We start from the raw sequence: 19904 nt of genomic DNA on the forward strand, positions 1-19904 counted from the left end.
GTTATGGTTGCACCAGAATACACATTACTTGCATCCACATAGCCAATCCCTGCTGTGGCAACTGGCGTTTTCATTATTGAATTCACAAATGTTGAATTTAAACTTTCAAATCCACCCACTGTCTGTGTCACATAGTACTGCGTGATGTTTGGTTCAACATTTTCAAAGGTATACGTTGCATCTGTTACATTCGTCGCTGTCGCAAGAGCAGTACCTCCCGTTGTGAAATAGAGTTTTAGATCCGCTCCTGAGGTGAAATTACTTACTTCTATACTATCTAATCCTGCTGTCACTGTTGGCACTGATGGATTTGCCGCTTTTACTTCCATTGTACCTGAAATACCTGATATCATACCAACACTCATAATAAGACTTAGTATCACTGCCCCTACTTGTTTTGACCATTTTTTTTTCATCTTTCATCTCCTCCTTGTTCTCTCTCGCTCTGATAAATACCAGATTTGAATATAACTGTTTTCATAAAATATGCTACCAGGCTTTTCCTTAATCAGCGATCAAGCCTGTCCAGATAAAGCAGCTCTCTTACGTTTCCTTACATAACCGAAGAATATCACCTTTCAATAAAACCATCACCTGCTATCACATCCTATTCGCAGCTAGTCTTGAACTTCATAGCTGACAGATATTTGCATGATTGACTGGAAAGATAAAAAAGGAACAAAATTCAAATGATAATCATACATCCTATGAATTGTGTTCCTTTTATAAGTTATAGTTGAAAGATATTGAAACTAGCATAGCTTTACCTGCTGTGCTGTTAACACTCTAACTTGCTTCATAACCTTATAACTCTTTATTTATTGATTTATACTACAATATTCTACCATATTATGATAATTTTTCAAAGATATTTTTGAGCTATATTTTCCAAGATTACACTCTTTTAATAAGGCGCGGGCAGACATTCCTTGTTTTTCTTATCCGTTTAAAATCTTCCATATAATAAAATGCATTAGTTATCTAATATTTATTACTTTTTTCAACACTTTTTAATAATTGCAATGCTCTTTTTGCATGATGTATTAGAATCTTTATACTTTCTTTATAACTATCTTTTATTCTTATATTATAACAAGGAAAGAGGATATTTATATGGAAAACATATTAACTACAAAAGATTTATGCAAAAGTTTTAAGAAACAAAAAGCGAATGATAATATTTCAATTACCGTTAGAAAAAACAGTATTTATGGTTTGCTTGGCCCTAATGGTGCAGGTAAATCTACCTTACTTAAAATGATAACAGGTATGATAAATCCGTCTTCGGGTAAAATTTATTTTAACGGTAAGCATTGGAATAGAAAGGATTTAGCAGACATTGGTGCTTTAATTGAATCTCCACCTATTTATGAAAATTTGACAGCATTTGAAAATCTGAAGGTGAGAGCATTACTATATAATTTGCCAAACAGCAGAATAAAAGAAGTCCTTGAAATTGTAGATCTTACAAATACAGGTAAGAAAAAATCAGGACAATTTTCAATGGGTATGAAGCAGAGACTGGGTATTGCTATGGCACTTTTAAACAACCCAACACTGTTAATCCTTGATGAACCAACAAATGGACTTGACCCTATTGGCATACAGGATTTAAGAGAACTTATTTTGTCATTTCCAAAAAAAGGAATTACCGTTATTTTATCAAGTCATATATTGTCTGAGGTGAAGCAAATAGCAGATGATATTGGTATTATCGCTAATGGAAAGCTTTGGTATGAAGATTCAATCCATAAAAACGAAAATTTGGAACGTCTCTTTATGGAAGTTATAAGAAAGTCAGGTGCTTATCATGGTTAATCATTTAAAATCTGAATTTCTAAAGCAAAAGCATCGTTTTAATCTAAAATTACTTTGGATCAGTCCATTGATTGCAGTCGCTCTTGTAATTGTTCTAATGGGTGGACGTTTCTTTATGGAAGGTGCATTTAATTGGTGGTATACCATGATCTTACCGGGTACACTTTCTATGATTGTATCTTTTACTGTTTCAGCAGAGAAAAAGCATAATCATCATGGATTATTTTCTGTTTCTATTAACAAAAAAAAGTTATGGATTTCGCAACTTGTAATAAACACAATTTTACTACTTATTACAAATCTAATCTTTTTTATCGTTTTATCAATAGTTGGAATAACACTTGGTTTATCAATACCATTTCTTAGTAGCTTCATAGCAAGTTTTGTTCTTTTTTTAACTTTTGCATGGCAAATACCTTTATTTATGTTTATCAGTGAAAAAATAGGTTCTTTTTTCTCAATTATGATAAGCTTGTTTTGCAATATGGGATTTGGTATTTTTTTTGCTGCAACAAGATTGTGGTGTGTTCCATTTGCAATTCCCTCAAGATTAATGTGTCCTATTATTAAAGTTTTACCAAATGGTATACCTCTTGAAGAGGGAAATCATTTAGGAGATACCACTGTTATTTTTATCGGTATTATGATAACAGTGCAATTATATTTTATTTTCTCTCTTATCACTACATTGTGGTTTCATCATAGGGAGGTAAAATAAATGTGTTTTTATAACAGTTTAAAATCAGATTTATATAAATTATGTCATTCTCCCTTATGGCTGATTCATTTCATTGTACCTTTGGTTGGAATTATACTTTTTGTATGGTATTATTCCTTTTCTGCTTGGAATGAATTAGATAAACTGTCTGCATATATACAAATATTATCTGTTTCATTTCCTGTTTTAATTGGAATAATCACTTCCATTTTAGCTGAATCTGAACAAAAAGCAGGAGGGTTTCAAATGCTTTTATCCACTGCTGCTCCAAAGTATATTTCACATATCACGAAACTGATTTGGCTCATTTTATTTGGCTTTTGTTCGTCATTACTTGCGTTAGTTGGTTTTGGAACTGGTTTTAGCCTATTAGGTTACACAACTTTTAAACTTTTATTTTATGTCAAAACTTCTGTTCTCTTGTCGATTAGTGTGATACCTTTATATTTACTACACTATCTAATCAGTTTTATTGTGGGTAAAGGTTACAGTTTGGGTTTAGGAATTATAGGCAGCCTGCTATCTGCACTCTTTTTAACAGGATTGGGGGATGGCATTTGGACTTTTCTTCCTTGGGGAATCACTGCAAGATTTTCCGAAACATTACTTATATCGCATTTAATGAATATTGATTTTTTACAGTTTAATGGTATGATACAAAGTATGATATTTATTTTAATTTTCACTTTTCTTGTTCTCATCACACTTATTTTATTATTTAATAAATGGGAGGGCAGAAAATCTGAAGATTAACAGTTAGGAGTTATTATGGCTAATATTCTTGTTATTGATGATGATATTGCGATTTGTAAGCTAATCGAAACCGCACTTAAAAGAGATGGACATTTTGTTATAACAAAGAATTCTGCGACTAAAGTTACTGTAAATGATTGTAAACATACCGATTTAATTCTTTTGGATATTATGATGCCGCAACTTGATGGCATAACTTTTTGTAGAGAATACAGGAATATGATCGATTGTCCAATATTATTTTTAACAGCCAAAACTATGGAACATGATGTCATTGATGGGTTATCTGTGGGTGGTGATGATTATATCAAAAAGCCTTTTAGCGTATCAGAACTTAGGGCAAGAGTGAATGCACATATACGTAGAGAACATCGAGACAGACATCAAAGTTTTATTTTAAATGATTGTGTTTTTGATTTGTCAGAAAAGACTCTAACAATCAAAAATAAGCTGATCTGTTTGACCAAAAGTGAATATGAGATTTGTGAACTATTGGCAAGAAATAAAGGACAGATTTTTTCACTTGAAACTATATTGGAGAAAATATTTGGCTTTCATTCTGAAAGTGATATTTCCTCCATTCGTGTACACATAAAAAATATCCGAAGTAAATTTAGTGAAATCATGGATTGTCCCATTGAAACAGTTTGGGGGGTGGGGTATAAATGGAAATAAGAAAGAAAACCACAATTTCGATATACAGACTATTTTTAGAGCATTTAATTGGGCTTTCAGCTTCCATTATAGTTTTAATAATGGTATTTATTATAGTGGTATCTATTTCTTTTCAATCTGGTTTTGTTTTACAAGCTAATTATACGGACGTAAAATTAAATCAATTAGAAGAAACTTTAATTGAGAATTTTGATAAAAATGTATTGCCACCTTATTGCAGCTATATTGTTATAGACGTAAATGGTAATATTATAAATAGCGATATGACTGAAAATGATATTAAAAAAACAAAATCATATTTGTTAAATGGCAATAAATCATACTATGATTTTTACAAGGAGATATCACAGCATAACGGCAATATTATTATTATTAAATATGATATGCTTGCACATTTTCGTAATCCAATACTTCATAAAATGATTCCTTATCCTGAACTTTTTATATTGCTCGTTCTTTTTGGGTTTATTATTTTGTTTGCAGTTATCACAGCTTCAAAATTTAGTAAAAAGTTAAAGCAAAATTTGAATTCAATTATTACAGCCACCGAAAAAATAGGTAATCAAGATTTGAATTTTGATATTACACCTACTAAAATTTTAGAATTTAATTCAGTTTTAGATACGATTGATAAATTAAAAGTTGCGTTGTCTATCTCACTAAAAGAGCAGTGGGACAAGGAACAACAGAAGAAGTCACAACTTTCTGCATTGGCCCATGATATTAAAACACCATTGACAGTGATAAAAGGCAATGCTGAATTATTAGCAGAAAGTGGCTCTTCCAAAGAAGATAAAGAGCTTATTTCATTCATTCAATCAAGCTCTGATACTATTGAAAAATATTTGGAATTGCTGATGAGTGTTGTGAATAACAATTCGATACACATTGATAAAAACGTGGTCTCTCTAAGAAATTTCCTTTATGACGTTTCTACTGAAGCAGTAGCACTTTGTAAAACTAAAAATATAGAGTTTAAGCTAAACAATAATGTAAAATGCGATAGGATGTATGCAGACAGTGATCTATTGAAACGAGCATTGATCAATATTGTTGATAATGCGGTTCGCTATTCTGATACAAATTGTCAAATTTACTTTACCGTTTCGGATAATGAATCTTACATTACTTTCGATATAACCGACTTTGGAAAAGGCTTTTCAGCGGAAAGTTTAAAAAAATCAACACAAGAATTTTTTACAGAAGACTCCTCACGAACAAATCAGCACTATGGTTTAGGTTTAAGTTTTGTAAAAGCAATTGCGGATATTCACCACGGAACCCTTGAAATTAAAAATCAAATTAACACAAACGGTGCAAGCGTATCTGTAAAAATAGTAAGAAAACAGACAGACATGCATTAGATTTCTAATTCCTCACTCATGAGGGACTTGCAGTTAAGATGAAATTGATGATGCCGCTAAAACAGCATTACATCTTTCAGAATGTTTTAAACCGCACCCTGACTTATCACATTTCCACCATCTTTTCCCGCCCCTGGTCCCAGTTCAATTTTCCAATCGCAATTTTCCATAAACTGCTTATTATGTTCAATCGAGATCACGGTGTTCCCGCTGGTAATCAGCTCATCTAATAATTTCAGTAAATTTTCAATATCAGAGAAATGTAGTCCTGTTGTTGGCTCATCTAACAGATATAGAACATTGCTACTTTTTTTGCTAATTAACTCTTTTGCAAGTTTTAAACGTGCAGCTTCCCCACCTGAAAGTGTAGATGTTCCCTGACTAAGCTTCAAATATCCAAGTCCAACTTTTTGCAAAGATCTTAATCCATCGACTGCTTCTAATTCATCCCATAATTGAATTGCTTCATTTACAGACATAGTAAGAATTTCATCAATCCTTTTGTCTTTATATAAAACAGAAAGTATTTTCTTTTTATACCTTTTTCCCTTACAATCTGGACATTCCACTAATGTTCCTTCTGTATATTTTACCTTGATTTTCCCCTCTCCCATACAGGTATCGCACTGTCCATACTGACCATTAAAACTAAAATATTTATCATCCCATCCATTTTCAACAGATAATGGAGCAGTTGCAAATTCACTTCTAATAAAATCCATGATTCCTATATATGTTGCAACAATAGATTTTGATGTCTTTCCTATTGGCAACTGATCCACCAAAACAACCCCTGAAAATTCCTTGTTTGACTGTACACGGCTGTATATCTCACCTTTCATTAAAGATGATTTGCCACTTCCGCTGACCCCGCATATGCAGGTGAGTGCTTTTTTCGGAAATTCCACACTGATATTTTTTAGATTATTATAACTCATATTTTGCATACGTATCAACTCATGATTCAAAGGGGTATTCCTATTTCTAACCTTTTTCAATTGTGCATTATAATTCATGTATTTACTTATTTGTGTACCATTGTTATTCATCATTGTCTCAAGAGTTCCTTCTCCAACCAACGTACCTCCTTTTTCACCTGCTCCTGGTCCAATTTCTATGATGTTATCTGCAATTCGAATCATATCTTCATTATGTTCCACGATTATAATAGTATTTCCTTCTTTCACAAGTGCTTGAAGCAAGTCAATTATTTTCTTATAGTCACTTGGATGTAACCCCTTGGATGGCTCGTCAAAAATATATAAAATGCCTGAAATATGATTTTTAAATGCGCCAAGCAATTTCAACCTTTGCCCTTCTCCTCCTGATAAGGTACTTGTTGCCTGACTCAACTGCAAATATCCAATTCCCAGTTGTATTGCTGTCTCAGAAATTTCAATTAATGAACGAACAGCATATTCTGTTTTTGTAAACTCATTATCACTTAGGTTTTCTATTAATATATTGCAAAACTCTCTTATTTCATAAAAAGTCATGTTAGCCGCTTCTGGATATCTGATCTGATGAATCGTTGCCATTCTTCCTTCCTTGCCCAATCTTTCTCCATTGCATGTATTGCATGTAGTCTTCATCATATATTTGTCTCGTGTATTTGTTGTTGAATTCTCTTCATATATTCGTTCTATAATTGGGAATAGTCCTTCCACTTGACGCTTAATTTCACCCTTTCTGCCATTTTTTTTATTATCATACTTAAATGTTACTTCCTGCTTAGAGCCATGCAGCAACGCTTCTCTATAGGCAATTGGCAACTCACACCAGGGGTTCTCTAAATCTACATTCATAGCATCAGCAAGTCCAAACACTTGTCCCTTCATCCAATTTGCATTTGAATTATCTCGAAAAACTCTTAATTTACCATAAAAAGAGGATGCTCCATCTAACAGTGATAATTTAGGATGCTCTATCACCTTATTTTCATCAATTACAACGGTTTTCCCAGTTCCACTGCAAACTGGACATCTGCTATCTGTATCCATATAGCTAAAAGTAGCTGGAGTTATTTCAAACATTAATTTGTCACAGTGATAACATTTTTGCTTCGTTTGTAACATCACTCTTTCTTTGTTATCTAATTCTGCACAAAATGCTCCCTCTCCATTTTCTAAGACTATCTCAACCATCTTTTCTAAAGATTCATCCACAATCATTTCATTGGAAAGGTTAAATATCTTAATATTCTCTTTACTTTTTAAAACTGTTAAAATCTTGTCTTTTGATAAGGGAATAATTTCATTTCCACAGTTTGGACAATGACGCACCGATACACTGGCATAAATATTTCTCAAATAATCATAAACATCTGTGTAAGTTCCAACCGTTGAAAATATATTCCCATGTATTGCATTCTGGGTAATTACTACTGCTGGAATGCAACCTACCATTTCGTCTACGTTTGGATTTTGAAGTATATTATGGCTATGACTTAAATACTCCATCCGTCTTCTACACTCTGCGTAAATTGTATTATTTACAAGACTTGATTTTCCACTTCCGCTAACACCCACTACTGCTGTTATTTTTCTGTATGGTACACGAATATCAAGGCCCTTTAAATTATTTTCTCTTGCTCCATATACTATAATTTCACTTTGCTTTCTATCTTCTATTTTTCGTTCTATTTTATTTTTCAGTTTTATTCTTTCACGAGGTTCACATTCAGATAACAAACTTTTCAATTTACTGTCTATCATTTTTATTTCAGAGTCCTTTCTATTTTGAATTGTCTCGTCTATAGATTTTGGCCAGTGTTGAAGCCATTTTGGAATACTTGAATCATAGGTGCAATGCTCTCTAGAATCATATTCACTGATTCCAAGACATGGAGTCTTATCAAAACTCTCTATCCCATTCAAATATATTCTTTTTTTCTCATCATCAATTTTAATTACCCTTGCAACCGTCATCGCTATAGGATTAGGTCTTACTGGTGATCGTGTGGCAAAAATTCCACTTCTCGGTGCATCTTCATAAGGGGGATTACACTCTGTAACCCCTCTATATTTATCTGTATCAAACTTATGAAACCACCAGAAAATCGTAATATACATCCCAGTTATAGTTATCCTATTATCTAACTGAATGTAGTTATTCCCATTCACATTTCGGATTTCACCAATCGAACTAACTTCATAATTTGCTGAATCATTAATCTTTTCAACCTCGATATAATCCTCTGACTTTTCAGATAAATAAATTGGTGTTTTTACAGTATCCTCACTCGGAAAATAGGGCTTAATATCAATCAATTCTGCTTCTTTATCTATATCAAGTGTTGTAGACGATATGATACATCCTTTATTTAAATTCATTTTTTTGATTTGCAGAATTACCTTCTTCATTTTATATTTTTCGTTATTATCTATTACAAAAAAAACATGAATATGGCTGAACTCATCTAAGTGTTTTAATGCTTTTTGAAATTGTTTGTTTACGTAAATAATGGTTTCCTCTTTCCGTGATTCTACTTTCCCAATCGCTTTTACTTTATACATAACATGCTCTCCTTCTTCTATTCTGTCACTAATATAAACCATCACATCGTGTGAAGGTCAAGAAAAAAAGAGCATTTCTGCCCTTTATTTTGAAGTATATAGCAATGGTATTTGTAATTCTGTTATGTATTCCTCCGGATTATTTGTATGGCACATTGACACATGACATACTTGTCTATTTTCCCCCTGCATTTGATATTCATTATGCCGTTCTAACCAGCATGCAAATTCTTTATATGCAAGACTAATATTTTCATAAGGTCCATAAATCATAAAACAAGCCGCCATATCTACTTTCTCAATTTGTCTATAAATAATATCCTTATTTTCCGTAAATAAATCAAACTGATCAACTACAACACATATTTCAATATCGACATCCTTTTCCCTATAATCAAGATCGTGATAGATTGAGAAGCTCTGTAGTTTATCTACATTCCTAACATTGTTAAAAACTTCTCCGAATTCCTGCCATAACATCGACTCGTAATAGTAATCTGGTACAATCCTTCTTATTGACATGACATGCTGCATTGGTAATGACTTCATAATAATCTCAATATTCAATTTTTTTCCTTGATTATTCAAATCATAAAGCCACCCCTGCATTTGCTGAAGCTTTATCTTCTCCGATTGAATGTTTTCTTTTGTCTTTTTCATTTGCTCTAAAAGATTATTCTTTATATTCTCAGAATTCCATGTTTCTAACATTGCTTTTATTTCTTTTACGCCAAAACCCATATTTCTTAATAATATGATTCTATTTAGCTGATCAATCTGTTTTGCAAAATAGTATCTGTACCCGTTTGAATCGTCAATCAAACATGGTTCTAGTAATTTCTGTTCATCATAATATCGCAACATTCTTACAGATATCTGCGTGATTTTAGAAAATTCACCTATCTTAAACATTTCATTCTTCCTTTTAAAATATTATTATGCATCAACATGTTTCATTTTAGCTGAGATATTTTTTTATTTAAGCAGGTACTATTAATGTACCAACTCCAGCTTTTATCATTTTCCCTATGGGATCTATAACTCATAGGTGTTTCCTTGGTATATTTCTTAAATATTTTTATAAAATAACCTGGTTCACTAAAACCTAGTTTATCACTAATTTCCATTACTGACAAATCGGTATCTTTTAAAATCTCTTTTGCACATGTTATTTTCAACCGAGTTACAAAAGTGGAATAAGTCTCGCCTACTTCTTTTGTAAATAAACGGCTAAGATAAGGTGCACTTACATGACAATGTCTAGCAACCTCTGTCAGAGAAACTGCCTGATTTTCTACCGAATAGATATAATCAATAGCCTGGGCAATAATTCGATTTGATACAACTGGCATAGACAACTTTTTTTCATTCAAATACTTCTTTTCTGGAATTTTTGTTTTCTCCTTGAGTAGCGGTTCTTTTGCAAAAAAATCGCACAAATGGTATAACATTGTAACCGTATGCTCCAATTGTTCGCTGGTATATGTAGGTATCTGTTCATAATACTCTCTTAGTTCTTCCTTTGTCATCTGCAATTGTGTATCATCAATACTAATAATTTTTTCTGGTTTTAATTTATCATCCGTTTCTTGTAGTTGCAACTGTCCAGCCATTACAGCACCCAGATAATTTCCTTCCACAATAATCGGAATTGCGATATCTACAATCGAAAAATGACAGCTATAAATAAAGGGCTTTTGAGCAATAACCCCCTCCAGGCTACCAAGTGCATCGCATTTCTGACAATATTTACCTAATTTTTCATCCTCACGCACGCGCTTACAGAATTCGCGACAGCCACTATGATGAGTAACTGGAACTCCACGATAATCAACCGTCACAATAGCCATTCCAGTGGCTTCTGAAATTAAATTTTGTAATTTCTCCCAAGATTCGATATCCAATATACGGTTTAGATAATTTCTTTCATTCATAAGCGCACCCTCTCAACAAATCATCACTTGTCAATAGCTACCAAAACTACAGTTTCTTTATCCTCCCAAACAATTTTAGAGGTTAAAGAACGTAGCATTTTTGTAAATATTTCCAGTTGCTTCTCTGATGCTTCTTTTCCAATTTCAAACATTTCCTGAAAAAGTTCTGCTGCTATCTGCTCCGAATATTTTTGATATACACTTCTACCTAATGGGGTAACCTGAATAATTACGTCTTTTTTATTTCCTTTCATATGATATTTCTGTAAGATGCCTTTTTGTTCTAATTTATTTGCTAATTTCGTAAATGAACTAGCAGTGATACCTAAACGCTTTGCCACCTCTGACATTTTTTGATTAAGCTCTTCATTCTCAAGTAAATATTCTACAACCTGAATTTGAGAAAATGAGACTTTCGTCTCATCTCCCATAAATTCCTTATTATGTACACTAGCATAACTGTTTGCAAAACAAATAAGTGCCTCTACCAAATCCCTATATTCTCCTAACCATTGCAGTTTCATATTAGACATCCTTTCTCACGGAAATAATATTGTTTCCACAATAAACTATTTAATCTATTATATGATGAATGCTTAAGGAATACAAGAAAAAACCTCACTAAATTTCTATTCTAAAATTGTGCATTACTAATAAATTACTTAAAAATTAAATGTTGTACCACATCGGTGAAAATAACACCCAAGCCATATGCTCCTGCATCAGGATGTCCGATACTTCGCTCTCCTACGGTACCTGCTCGTCCCATGCGTGCTACTATTTTTTCAGTCTCCATTGCTCCTAATACTGCTGCTTGAGCAGCTCTTGTGAGTGAATTTTCTAAATTAGTCTCACTTTTTCCACAGACGCTTAAGCAATTTGCTGATGGAACCAAAGCATCAATCAAAGTTTTATCCCCAACTATAGCACCACGTCCGAAAGAACGTTCTCCCGTTGCCTGAATACCTTTTACTGACGCTTGCATCATTCCTGCAAAAGTGTTGATATCCAGTTCTTTTTGTGCTCCTGCGTATTTGGCTGCTGCACGAAAAGCAGATCCCCAGATTGGCCCTGATGCCCCTCCGCAATGTTCCATGATTATTAATGAACATGCATTTAAAAATGTACCAATATCCTGAGACTGTTCTTTCAATATGCTCTCCCACTCCTGTTTTAGCTGACGAAAGCCTTTGGCTACACTCATACCAAAATCTCCATCGCCTGCAAATGAATCTAACTCACAGAATGAAATTTCATTTTTAATAATACAAGCACTCATACAATCTACCATATATATCATGTTTTCTAAAGTGATCCTATCATTATTAACAATTGCAAACTTAGGGTCAACTTCTATTTCATAGTTAAATTCCTTCGTTATTTGGGAAGAACTATCTTTAAAGTTAACACCTTGATTTTCTATCACGTTAATGTTTTTCAATGCAGGTGTATTACAGTCTGCCATTAATAAATGTTTTAACTCTTCATCCAATTTCATAATAGACACAGAAGCACCGGCCATATCAATGCTTGTCATGTAGTTTCCTACAAGTACAAATGGTGTTCGGATATTTAATTCAAATAATTGGTTTTGTACCGAATGATTCAACAGATACAATTCCTGTAACGGTGTACTTCCGAAACCGTTTATTAATACAGCAGCTTCCTCATTTTTTTGTAAATCTAATTCTTTTACTAGCTCAGCTACTGTTCGCTCTGCAAGTTCATCGGCTGATATTATTTTCTCACACTTGATTCCTGGCTCTCCATGAATTCCTACACCAAACTCCATTTCTTCTTCGCCAAGTTGAAATGTTGGTGTTCCTTTTGCAGGAACAGTACAGGAGCTGAAAGCAAAGCCAAGACTCTTCACATTACAAATTGCTTTTAATGCAACTTCTTTCACTTCTGCAAGATTTTTTCCTTCTTCGGCAGCGGCGCCTGCGACCTTATGTACAAATACCGTACCTGCAACTCCACGACGTCCAACGGTATACAAGCTATCTTTAACAGCTATATCATCATCTACCTTAACATATTCTACATCAATTCCATCTTCCTGAGCCAGATAAGCAGCATTTTTAAAGTTCATTATATCACCGCTATAATTTTTTATAATGAGTAAAGTTCCCTTTTTACCAGTTGTTTCTTTTATTGCCTGATAAACTTGAATCTGGGATGGAGAAGCAAATACATCTCCACATACAGCCGCATCCAGCATTCCTTTGCCGACAAATCCAGCATGTGCAGGTTCGTGACCACTTCCTCCTCCACTAACTAGACTTACTTTGTCTATATTTTTGTTTTTTCTAGTAATAACTTTATATTTTGTATGAAACTCCAATTCAGGGTGTGCATACGCAATACCTTTGCACATTTCCATAACAACATCCTGTGGGTGATTAATAATTTTTTTCATAATTTGATACCAAGTCCCAAACCAACATGCTTGTTGTTCGTTTGAGAAACAAACACAATGAGTGAAAGTTGTGTGTTTGCATTTTTCCTTTCATCAGAAATTTCTATCTATTGTCTGCTTTATACTTCGTTCCAATTCCATCAGCAGCTAGAATTGCTGCCATCACCATGTCTGGTGTTACATCAAAAGGCATTGAATGAATCGACTCTTCCTTAATACAGGATTTTTCTGCAACGGCCTTTAATTCTTCTTCTGTCAAATTATCTACCCCTATATCCTTTAAGCAAATCGGTAAACCAACCTCTGTACAGAATTTTAATACTTCCTTTATTTCGCACATTGGTGCATTTTCTAATACCAACTGAACCAATGTGCCAAATGCTACTTTTTCACCATGAAAATATTTATGGGTACTTTCTAAAATTGTTAGTCCATCATGAATAGCGTGAGCACCAGCCAACCCACCACTTTCAAAACCCAATCCTGATAGCAGGATATTTGTTTCAATAATGTTTTCAAGAGCAATGGTCACTTTATTGCAATCACATGCTTCTTTTGCCTTTACACCGTCTTCTAATAACGTCTCATAGCAAAGTGATGCGAGAGCAAATGCTGATTTGGTTCCCTTTGCTGCTAACTCGCTATTTTCGCGGGCACCACATGGCAGTCCTGCATTCACATTGGAGTTAGAGCGCTTGGTTGCTCTTGCTTCAAAATAAGTAGAGAGTGCATCTCCCATACCTGACACCAAAAATCTGGTTGGTGCTTTCGCAATTACAGTCGTATCGATTAATACAACACTTGGATTCTGTTTAAAATAAGCATAATCTTCAAAAGCTCCCTCCTGCGTATAAATAACAGCTGAATGACTCGTTGGTGCGTCGGTTGCTGCAATCGTCGGAACGATAATTAGTGCTTCTCCCTCTGCTACACATTTTGCAGTATCAATCGCTTTTCCTCCACCAAGACCTATGGTGCAACTACAGTCTTTCTCTTTTGCAAGCAGCTGCAATCTTTGAATCTCTTGTCTGGAACACTCTCCGGTAAAACCACTTTCTACAAATTGAATTTCAAATTTTAATGCAGTTACATCTAACTTTTCTCTTACACGCTCCACATCATCAGTATGTGCGATTAATAGTGCTGATTTCCCAAAACCTTTTACAAAATATCCCAGGTTTTTAATTTCATCCTCTCCCTGCACATATTTTGCTGGACAAATAAATGCTTTTCTCATTTCAAATCCTCCTTCTATTGATATATTGCTATCTTCATATTGATAGCATTATCATACCAATTGTTGTATTAAAATACATTGGAGGCAGATAATCAAAAATTACACTTTTAAAACGTACTTTCTTGTCCTTACATGCAAAATAGTACTTTCTTGTCCTTTTATACGTTACCATAACAATTCCTAAGAATAAAAAAAGGAGTAGTTTCAATACTTATCGAAACTACTCCTTTTTATTATGATTCTTTCCTTTTATACCAGATTCCATAGAAGAATCGTATTTGCAACTGGTATCATTGTAAATAACATTGCATTAAAGAAGCCAGCTGTCCATACATTATTTGTTTTTTCATAAATTTTTCTTGTAAAAATTGATGCAACAATTAAATATGGGATAGTTGCCAGCATACCAATGGCTATCATACCACTCGTCGCCCACATAGCCTTACCTGTAATAAAGAACACACCGTATTGCACAATTAGCCAAACGATACATCCGCCTGCCGTGGAGAATATAGAAACCAGATAACTATGCTTTATCGCTCTGGTATTGGCATTCAGCATAACTGAAAGGATTAAATAAAACAGGAAAAACATTGGTAAATATTTCAGCATTGTAATAAAATGTTCCATTTTAAATACTTTAACTGCTAATGTCCAAATTCTAAAATCCACATTAAAAATTCCATCAAAAATAAATAATAATAAATAACCTGCTATAAATGCTGATACAGCCGTTAAAAATGATGCCAATACAGAAATCGGTTTTATTCTAATTCCATAGGATTCCAATCCAACTCCATGTGGCTTATTTACAAAGTAGTAAGTAAGAACTACCATTAAGATACAGATGATTCCTAGTATAAGCGCCCAATAAGCGGACCAGTTTGTTGATGTTGAATTAAAATATGGACTCTGTGCAAATAATTGATAGCCAAACAGTGCTGCAATCATAATAACGGAAATACCAGTACCTGCAAAACCACCTCTAGCAAAAGATGCAAATTTTCCTGTTGTATCTGATGACGCCTTTGCCTTGCTTCGTATTCCTATAAGCAGCATAATTACAGCAAATATGATCATTATTGTCCTCAATACACTAATATCTGCTGCCACCTTATTCATCAGAGGCACATATAAAATACCTGGTAATAATGAAAAAGCTACTAACACAACCCCAAAAACTACTTTCCCACCTGAGGAGTTTGGCAAAGGAATGACTGACGTCTCTTCTGTTACTGCATTTTTTAAGAATCCAACTTTTGTTATTATGGTAATAAATGGTACAAAAAATAAAAAGAACCCAATAAGTGCAATGAAATTTCCTGATTCTTTTAACCACCAAACCTGATTATCAGAAGTCATATTTGCTAAGGTCATATCACTGGTTGTAACTCCATTAAATGCTGTTTGGAAGAAATCAACAATTTCAGATTCCACTTTAACTGAAAAATGATTCTGAGCATGAGCCTCATTTACTTCATATACAATACGTTTACCAGTCTGCGAATCTCTAACTTTATTGCCATCAACCACTACTGCACCAGAGTCCACATCATAAAATTTCCCATATTCCCCTACTTCACCCTCGTTAAGCCCAAGGAACTTAGCACCATTTTGCGTGCTGTTAATGAAATCTTTATAATAAGCACCTTCGGACTCACCAAAAAAGAATTCATCATAATGTCCCGATACAATCCCCATCGTACGATTTCCATATGCTGCAAGAATATCCTCTATTGGTGCAATATTAGTCGTAAATGTAAAATCTGCACTTTCTGGTATTGCAGCATAAATCATTCGATGTCCACTTTGTAAGGACTGCATTTCATCAAAATACACTGACATAACTGTAGAAAGTCCTCCCATGGAATGACCGCTACATCCAATATACGCATTCCCGTTTGCATCTTTTAATGTATAATCCTGATTATAGGCATAGGTAACAGCATCAAACATAGAATAAACCCAGAACGTACCAAATTCCGCACCGTTTGGTATATCTTCGTTCCAACGTGACAAACCATGATCATACTGATCTACCACTAATACAATATAACCTCTTCTTGACATTTCTACTGCTGTAGCATCCTGCATTTCTTTTGAATTCAAATATCCATGTGTCAAAACGATAACAGGTCTTGGATTATCCGCACTGGCACCCTTTGGCATATACAGATATGCAGATAATGTACCTCTTTCTGTTGAAAATTCAAATTCAGAGACATTAACCTTTCCAAGATTTGTATTAATACCACTTGCTAAACCACATCCCAAAAGCATAAGTACAAGAGAAATGATAAGCCATTTTACAGCTTTTCTTGTTTTTCCCATTTCTTAAAACCTCCTCCATTTTTCCATTGACTTCTAAAGCATTGGCTCAAAATATATTATTTTGTTCTTAGCTTATAATTAGAAGTTTCAATGCATTACGACTATTTTTGCAAACTTATATAAAAAACAATTTGTTTGTATAATAATCATAGCATCATGAAGGCTAAAGTACATTGAAATTCTTTAACTGATAATCGTAATATTTTAATGAAATATGTATAAATTACTACAAAATAGTAATATTTTGTTCTTTCTTTCCTTACATATATTACTTGTGCTGTATGCCGCATGTTATAATTTTTTTGGACAACTATCCACACATTCCAAACAAGAAATACATTCCGTAGAATCCATTTGACCTGATTTTACCATTTCAAGGACATCCAGTCCCATTGGACAGATCCTATTGCATTGTTTGCAGGAAATACAATCGTTGTTGTCAGCCTTTAGTCTAAATCTTGGTATATGTAGGAAATCTGCAATTTTTTCACCAATCACAATTCCGACTTTGTCATTTATAATTCGACTTTAATAATAGCTTCTCCAAGTACATACCCACACTCCCATTTTTTAAATTTTTCATTCTGAATCGAAGTAATTGGATGCTTGAAAATCACTGCCATAGTATCAACATTATATGTTGCAAAGTATTCGCCATTAGATGCATTCACAACATTTAAATCTGTTGGGAACCGATCAATGAAAATTTTCTCATCCCCTTCCCAATAAAGTTCATTCTGAAATTCAGGAATCGCACTGAATCTTCCACACATCATAAACCGAATCTGTATACTAAGTGTTTTCTCTGGTGGATTTTCTTCTGGAAAATCATAAATATTTTCTTTCATATCTGCTTTTGAGATATCGACACTTAGCGATGTGAAAAAATCTTTTTGATCTTTTGAAAGTAATTGTATTACTTTATTCGTAAGGTTTATATTCCTATTACATTCTTTATTACGATACTGCTCTCTTGTTGCATCAACATCTATATCTAATTTCCACGGTTCAAAATCAAATATCATGTAATCTTCCTCCTACAAATTTCGATTATTTGTTGCTGTCTAATATTATATTATACTTTCATAATTTTCTGCAATTACGCTACTAAGATTGGTTTGTGTTGCCGCAACTTATGCATAAACTGTACCTGCATATCCTGATATTTTTATCATAATGCACTTTTTCATTGCCTAATACAGTTTCTTGACGTTTTTTCTGTGCCAGATTTGTTTTTTCTAAAGCCCTGCCAATTAGATAATTGGTGTCTTGATTCCAAGATAACCGCTAACGGCTGCCATCAGCAAGATAACCACTCCCATGAGAACACTAGCTCCAATAAACCTCCCGCCTCTTAATCCTGCGAACTCTTTTAGATAAACAAAGTAGAGAATTACTTTCCAAATCAAAATTCCGATGAATACAAAGTTGAGCAGCATTCCCCATACGGTGCTATTCCAAAACACATAAAATAGTACTTCAGTAATGGCAACCACAACTGAGCATAGTGCTGTAGGGAAGTAGGTAACCCCCCATGCAGAAAGGTGCTTCCTAAATGCTGTCTTGCTTCCAAAGCTCTTGCATATCAGCCAAAAAGCTAAGCAAATCACAACATAAGACAAGATCCCCAATGCTGTGATCTTCAACATTTTTATTGCATCTATAACAGGCGAACTGGCACCATAAAAGTGCTGCAAAATTGGCTCAAATACCGAATTGAGAAGAATGGTAATACCTACAATTGTCCATGAGGCTGCTTTTTTACCACTCTGAAAGGCATCGGCAGGATGATTAAGCGCTTCAAGAAATAAATTCATAATATCAACCTCCAAAAACACCAATGAATAGATTGGTGTACTGTGTGCCGAAAATCAGCGTAAATGCAACAGCTTGAACAGCAGAAGCCGCGAAAGCAAGCCGCCACGGGTAAACAATAACAATTTGTTTCAGCTTTTCGATGCAAGAAGCGTTTTCGTTCTCGCATTCCAGCATAATACGATTTAGCATAATTTCTTTTTGTGATTCTGTCGGCAACAAATTGTTTTCTAAAGCGTCAAATGCTTTTTTGAGTAAGCTATCTTTTTTATCCATTACAACATCCTCTTTTCTTCTATTTCTGCGTAGATCTTGATAAATGTGTCTTTTGCCCTACGAAGTAAACTTTCAATTGCTTTGGGAGATTTTCCAAGGAGCAAGGCAATTTCCTTCGTGTTTTTTTCGTCCATATATTTCAATGTTAAAACAATTTCGTACTGTTTCGGCAATGCAGATAGACTAGCACGAACGGTTTCTTGCTCGAATGATTTTATTTGGTTTTCTTGTATATCTTGCCCTGTGTCTACTAACTGGTCGTCAAGTACAACGTCAATGCATACACTCTCAAACATAGAGCGGTACTGCTTGCGGTAAAAATCGTTTAGCCGGTTTTTTGCAATACGAAATACCCATGTTCTTTCTGAAGACAAGCCCTTAAATCTCGATAGTCCCTTGTATACCTCAAGGAAGATTTCTTGCGTCAAATCCTCGGCAATTGATTTATTTGCTCCTGTACGCAGATAGACAAACTTATATACCTCGTCAACATGAGCTTGATATATCGATATGAACTTTTTGTCTCGCTCTGTTTTTCCAGTAATCATGTCTTTACCTCACTTGATAGGAAGCTCCTTTGTAATCAGCACCGTATCTTTATAAAATACTTCAACCTTTAGGTTACCAGTAGCTACATTTTCGGCTTCCAACTCATAAACAAGTATATCCTGTCTATCGTTTTCTGTTGCTTTGGTTTCGGTCTTGATTTTAGTATCATTCAAATACCACTTGATAGTGTACTCCATTCCCTTTGGACTTTCAACAATATGGACGCTGGCATAGGCCGGACTATCGGCAGTCAAGCTTTCGGGTTGCGTTGCGGCTTCCAAATCGACTTTCTCCGAATAGCTTTCATTTGCAATGATACAGGTCTGAATCGTATTATCATTGCCACCACAGGATGCAAGAATAACCATAAGCAACATTGCTCCCAAAACAAGCGATAGAATCTTTTTCATAAAAGCACCTCCATTTCACCATAATTTTTCCAAACGACTTACACGCCTTTGTCGTTTGTAGTACATAGGTATTCATCTGTATAACCTCTC

At 34.2% G+C, this 19904-nt stretch carries 19 protein-coding genes; 5 read left to right on the top strand and 14 right to left on the bottom strand.

From position 1 onward, the window contains the following. Positions 1-416: hypothetical protein (locus tag C8E03_RS15655; RefSeq protein ID WP_170123019.1), on the bottom strand; the 416-nt coding region annotated here is incomplete at its 3' end. Between the two features lie 697 nt (positions 417-1113). Between C8E03_RS15655 and C8E03_RS15660 the strand changes: the two genes are divergently transcribed. From C8E03_RS15660 to C8E03_RS15680, 5 genes are read left to right on the top strand one after another with little or no spacing between them, the layout of a single operon-like run. Continuing rightward, positions 1114-1818: a lantibiotic protection ABC transporter ATP-binding protein gene (locus C8E03_RS15660; RefSeq protein WP_094376061.1), complete on the top strand. Its 705-nt coding sequence runs from the start codon at positions 1114-1116 to the stop codon at positions 1816-1818. Beyond that, positions 1811-2536, top strand: a complete 726-nt coding sequence (locus C8E03_RS15665; RefSeq protein ID WP_110291523.1) for a lantibiotic immunity ABC transporter MutE/EpiE family permease subunit — start codon at positions 1811-1813, stop codon at positions 2534-2536. Before C8E03_RS15660 ends, C8E03_RS15665 begins: the two co-directional genes overlap by 8 nt. After that, complete coding sequence (locus C8E03_RS15670) at positions 2537-3289, top strand: lantibiotic immunity ABC transporter MutG family permease subunit (protein ID WP_110291524.1); 753 nt, start codon at positions 2537-2539, stop codon at positions 3287-3289. Positions 3290-3304: 15 nt separating this feature from the next. After that, complete coding sequence (locus C8E03_RS15675; protein ID WP_110291525.1) at positions 3305-3964, top strand: response regulator transcription factor; 660 nt, start codon at positions 3305-3307, stop codon at positions 3962-3964. Then, positions 3955-5328 carry a sensor histidine kinase gene (locus C8E03_RS15680; RefSeq protein WP_110291526.1) on the top strand — a complete coding sequence of 458 codons (1374 nt, stop codon included), beginning with the start codon at positions 3955-3957 and terminating at the stop codon, positions 5326-5328. Before C8E03_RS15675 ends, C8E03_RS15680 begins: the two co-directional genes overlap by 10 nt. An 86-nt stretch (positions 5329-5414) precedes the next feature. Here the strand turns inward: C8E03_RS15680 and C8E03_RS15685 are convergent, their stop codons facing one another. The 13 genes from C8E03_RS15685 to C8E03_RS15745 form a co-directional block, all read right to left on the bottom strand. Beyond that, positions 5415-8843 carry a TrmO family methyltransferase domain-containing protein gene (locus C8E03_RS15685; RefSeq protein WP_170123020.1) on the bottom strand — a complete coding sequence of 1143 codons (3429 nt, stop codon included), beginning with the start codon at positions 8841-8843 and terminating at the stop codon, positions 5415-5417. 84 nt (positions 8844-8927) lie between these two features. Further along, complete coding sequence (locus C8E03_RS15690; protein WP_094376055.1) at positions 8928-9755, bottom strand: MerR family transcriptional regulator; 828 nt, start codon at positions 9753-9755, stop codon at positions 8928-8930. A gap of 41 nt (positions 9756-9796) precedes the next feature. After that, complete coding sequence (locus C8E03_RS15695) at positions 9797-10777, bottom strand: PocR ligand-binding domain-containing protein (RefSeq protein WP_110291528.1); 981 nt, start codon at positions 10775-10777, stop codon at positions 9797-9799. A 23-nt stretch (positions 10778-10800) separates the two neighbouring features. Then, complete coding sequence (locus C8E03_RS15700) at positions 10801-11301, bottom strand: MarR family winged helix-turn-helix transcriptional regulator (protein WP_170123021.1); 501 nt, start codon at positions 11299-11301, stop codon at positions 10801-10803. Positions 11302-11435: 134 nt separating this feature from the next. Further along, the gene (gene dhaK, locus C8E03_RS15705; RefSeq protein WP_110291529.1) at positions 11436-13196 is read right to left on the bottom strand and encodes a dihydroxyacetone kinase subunit DhaK; all 1761 of its coding nucleotides are present in this window, start codon (positions 13194-13196) and stop codon (positions 11436-11438) included. Positions 13197-13299: 103 nt separating this feature from the next. Continuing rightward, positions 13300-14433: a glycerol dehydrogenase gene (locus C8E03_RS15710; protein ID WP_110291530.1), complete on the bottom strand. Its 1134-nt coding sequence runs from the start codon at positions 14431-14433 to the stop codon at positions 13300-13302. Positions 14434-14682: 249 nt separating this feature from the next. After that, on the bottom strand, positions 14683-16764 hold the full coding sequence (locus C8E03_RS15715; RefSeq protein ID WP_110291531.1) for an alpha/beta hydrolase family protein: 2082 nt from the start codon (positions 16762-16764) through the stop codon (positions 14683-14685). A gap of 291 nt (positions 16765-17055) precedes the next feature. Then, positions 17056-17262: a 4Fe-4S binding protein gene (locus C8E03_RS22960; RefSeq protein ID WP_170123022.1), complete on the bottom strand. Its 207-nt coding sequence runs from the start codon at positions 17260-17262 to the stop codon at positions 17056-17058. Between the two features lie 17 nt (positions 17263-17279). Continuing rightward, positions 17280-17789: a hypothetical protein gene (locus C8E03_RS15725; RefSeq protein ID WP_094376048.1), complete on the bottom strand. Its 510-nt coding sequence runs from the start codon at positions 17787-17789 to the stop codon at positions 17280-17282. A 228-nt stretch (positions 17790-18017) separates the two neighbouring features. After that, positions 18018-18581, bottom strand: coding sequence for a YIP1 family protein (locus C8E03_RS15730; RefSeq protein WP_094376047.1), 564 nt, complete (start codon positions 18579-18581; stop codon positions 18018-18020). A gap of 4 nt (positions 18582-18585) precedes the next feature. Beyond that, complete coding sequence (locus C8E03_RS15735; protein WP_110291533.1) at positions 18586-18855, bottom strand: hypothetical protein; 270 nt, start codon at positions 18853-18855, stop codon at positions 18586-18588. Next, positions 18855-19403, bottom strand: coding sequence for an RNA polymerase sigma factor (locus tag C8E03_RS15740; protein WP_110291534.1), 549 nt, complete (start codon positions 19401-19403; stop codon positions 18855-18857). The genes C8E03_RS15735 and C8E03_RS15740 overlap by 1 nt, the downstream gene beginning before the upstream one ends. A 9-nt stretch (positions 19404-19412) precedes the next feature. Then, the gene (locus C8E03_RS15745; protein ID WP_094376044.1) at positions 19413-19814 is read right to left on the bottom strand and encodes a hypothetical protein; all 402 of its coding nucleotides are present in this window, start codon (positions 19812-19814) and stop codon (positions 19413-19415) included. Between the last annotated feature and the right edge of the window lie 90 nt (positions 19815-19904).

Source organism: Lachnotalea glycerini (genome assembly GCF_003201285.1).
Classification (GTDB): domain Bacteria; phylum Bacillota; class Clostridia; order Lachnospirales; family Lachnospiraceae; genus Lachnotalea; species Lachnotalea glycerini.

Bases quoted from the DNA above. Each gene is read 5' to 3' on its own strand.
- C8E03_RS15745 (WP_094376044.1), bottom strand. From the start codon at position 19,814: ATGAAAAAGATTCTATCGCTTGTTTTGGGAGCAATGTTGCTTATGGTT.
- C8E03_RS15665 (WP_110291523.1), top strand. From the start codon at position 1,811: ATGGTTAATCATTTAAAATCTGAATTTCTAAAGCAAAAGCATCGTTTT.
- dhaK (WP_110291529.1), bottom strand. From the start codon at position 13,196: ATGAAAAAAATTATTAATCACCCACAGGATGTTGTTATGGAAATGTGC.
- C8E03_RS15690 (WP_094376055.1), bottom strand. From the start codon at position 9,755: ATGTTTAAGATAGGTGAATTTTCTAAAATCACGCAGATATCTGTAAGA.
- C8E03_RS15685 (WP_170123020.1), bottom strand. From the start codon at position 8,843: ATGTATAAAGTAAAAGCGATTGGGAAAGTAGAATCACGGAAAGAGGAA.
- C8E03_RS15710 (WP_110291530.1), bottom strand. From the start codon at position 14,433: ATGAGAAAAGCATTTATTTGTCCAGCAAAATATGTGCAGGGAGAGGAT.
- C8E03_RS15695 (WP_110291528.1), bottom strand. From the start codon at position 10,777: ATGAATGAAAGAAATTATCTAAACCGTATATTGGATATCGAATCTTGG.
- C8E03_RS15715 (WP_110291531.1), bottom strand. From the start codon at position 16,764: ATGGGAAAAACAAGAAAAGCTGTAAAATGGCTTATCATTTCTCTTGTA.
- C8E03_RS15740 (WP_110291534.1), bottom strand. From the start codon at position 19,403: ATGATTACTGGAAAAACAGAGCGAGACAAAAAGTTCATATCGATATAT.
- C8E03_RS15735 (WP_110291533.1), bottom strand. From the start codon at position 18,855: ATGGATAAAAAAGATAGCTTACTCAAAAAAGCATTTGACGCTTTAGAA.
- C8E03_RS15680 (WP_110291526.1), top strand. From the start codon at position 3,955: ATGGAAATAAGAAAGAAAACCACAATTTCGATATACAGACTATTTTTA.
- C8E03_RS15660 (WP_094376061.1), top strand. From the start codon at position 1,114: ATGGAAAACATATTAACTACAAAAGATTTATGCAAAAGTTTTAAGAAA.
- C8E03_RS15725 (WP_094376048.1), bottom strand. From the start codon at position 17,789: ATGATATTTGATTTTGAACCGTGGAAATTAGATATAGATGTTGATGCA.
- C8E03_RS15670 (WP_110291524.1), top strand. From the start codon at position 2,537: ATGTGTTTTTATAACAGTTTAAAATCAGATTTATATAAATTATGTCAT.
- C8E03_RS15730 (WP_094376047.1), bottom strand. From the start codon at position 18,581: ATGAATTTATTTCTTGAAGCGCTTAATCATCCTGCCGATGCCTTTCAG.
- C8E03_RS15700 (WP_170123021.1), bottom strand. From the start codon at position 11,301: ATGAAACTGCAATGGTTAGGAGAATATAGGGATTTGGTAGAGGCACTT.
- C8E03_RS15675 (WP_110291525.1), top strand. From the start codon at position 3,305: ATGGCTAATATTCTTGTTATTGATGATGATATTGCGATTTGTAAGCTA.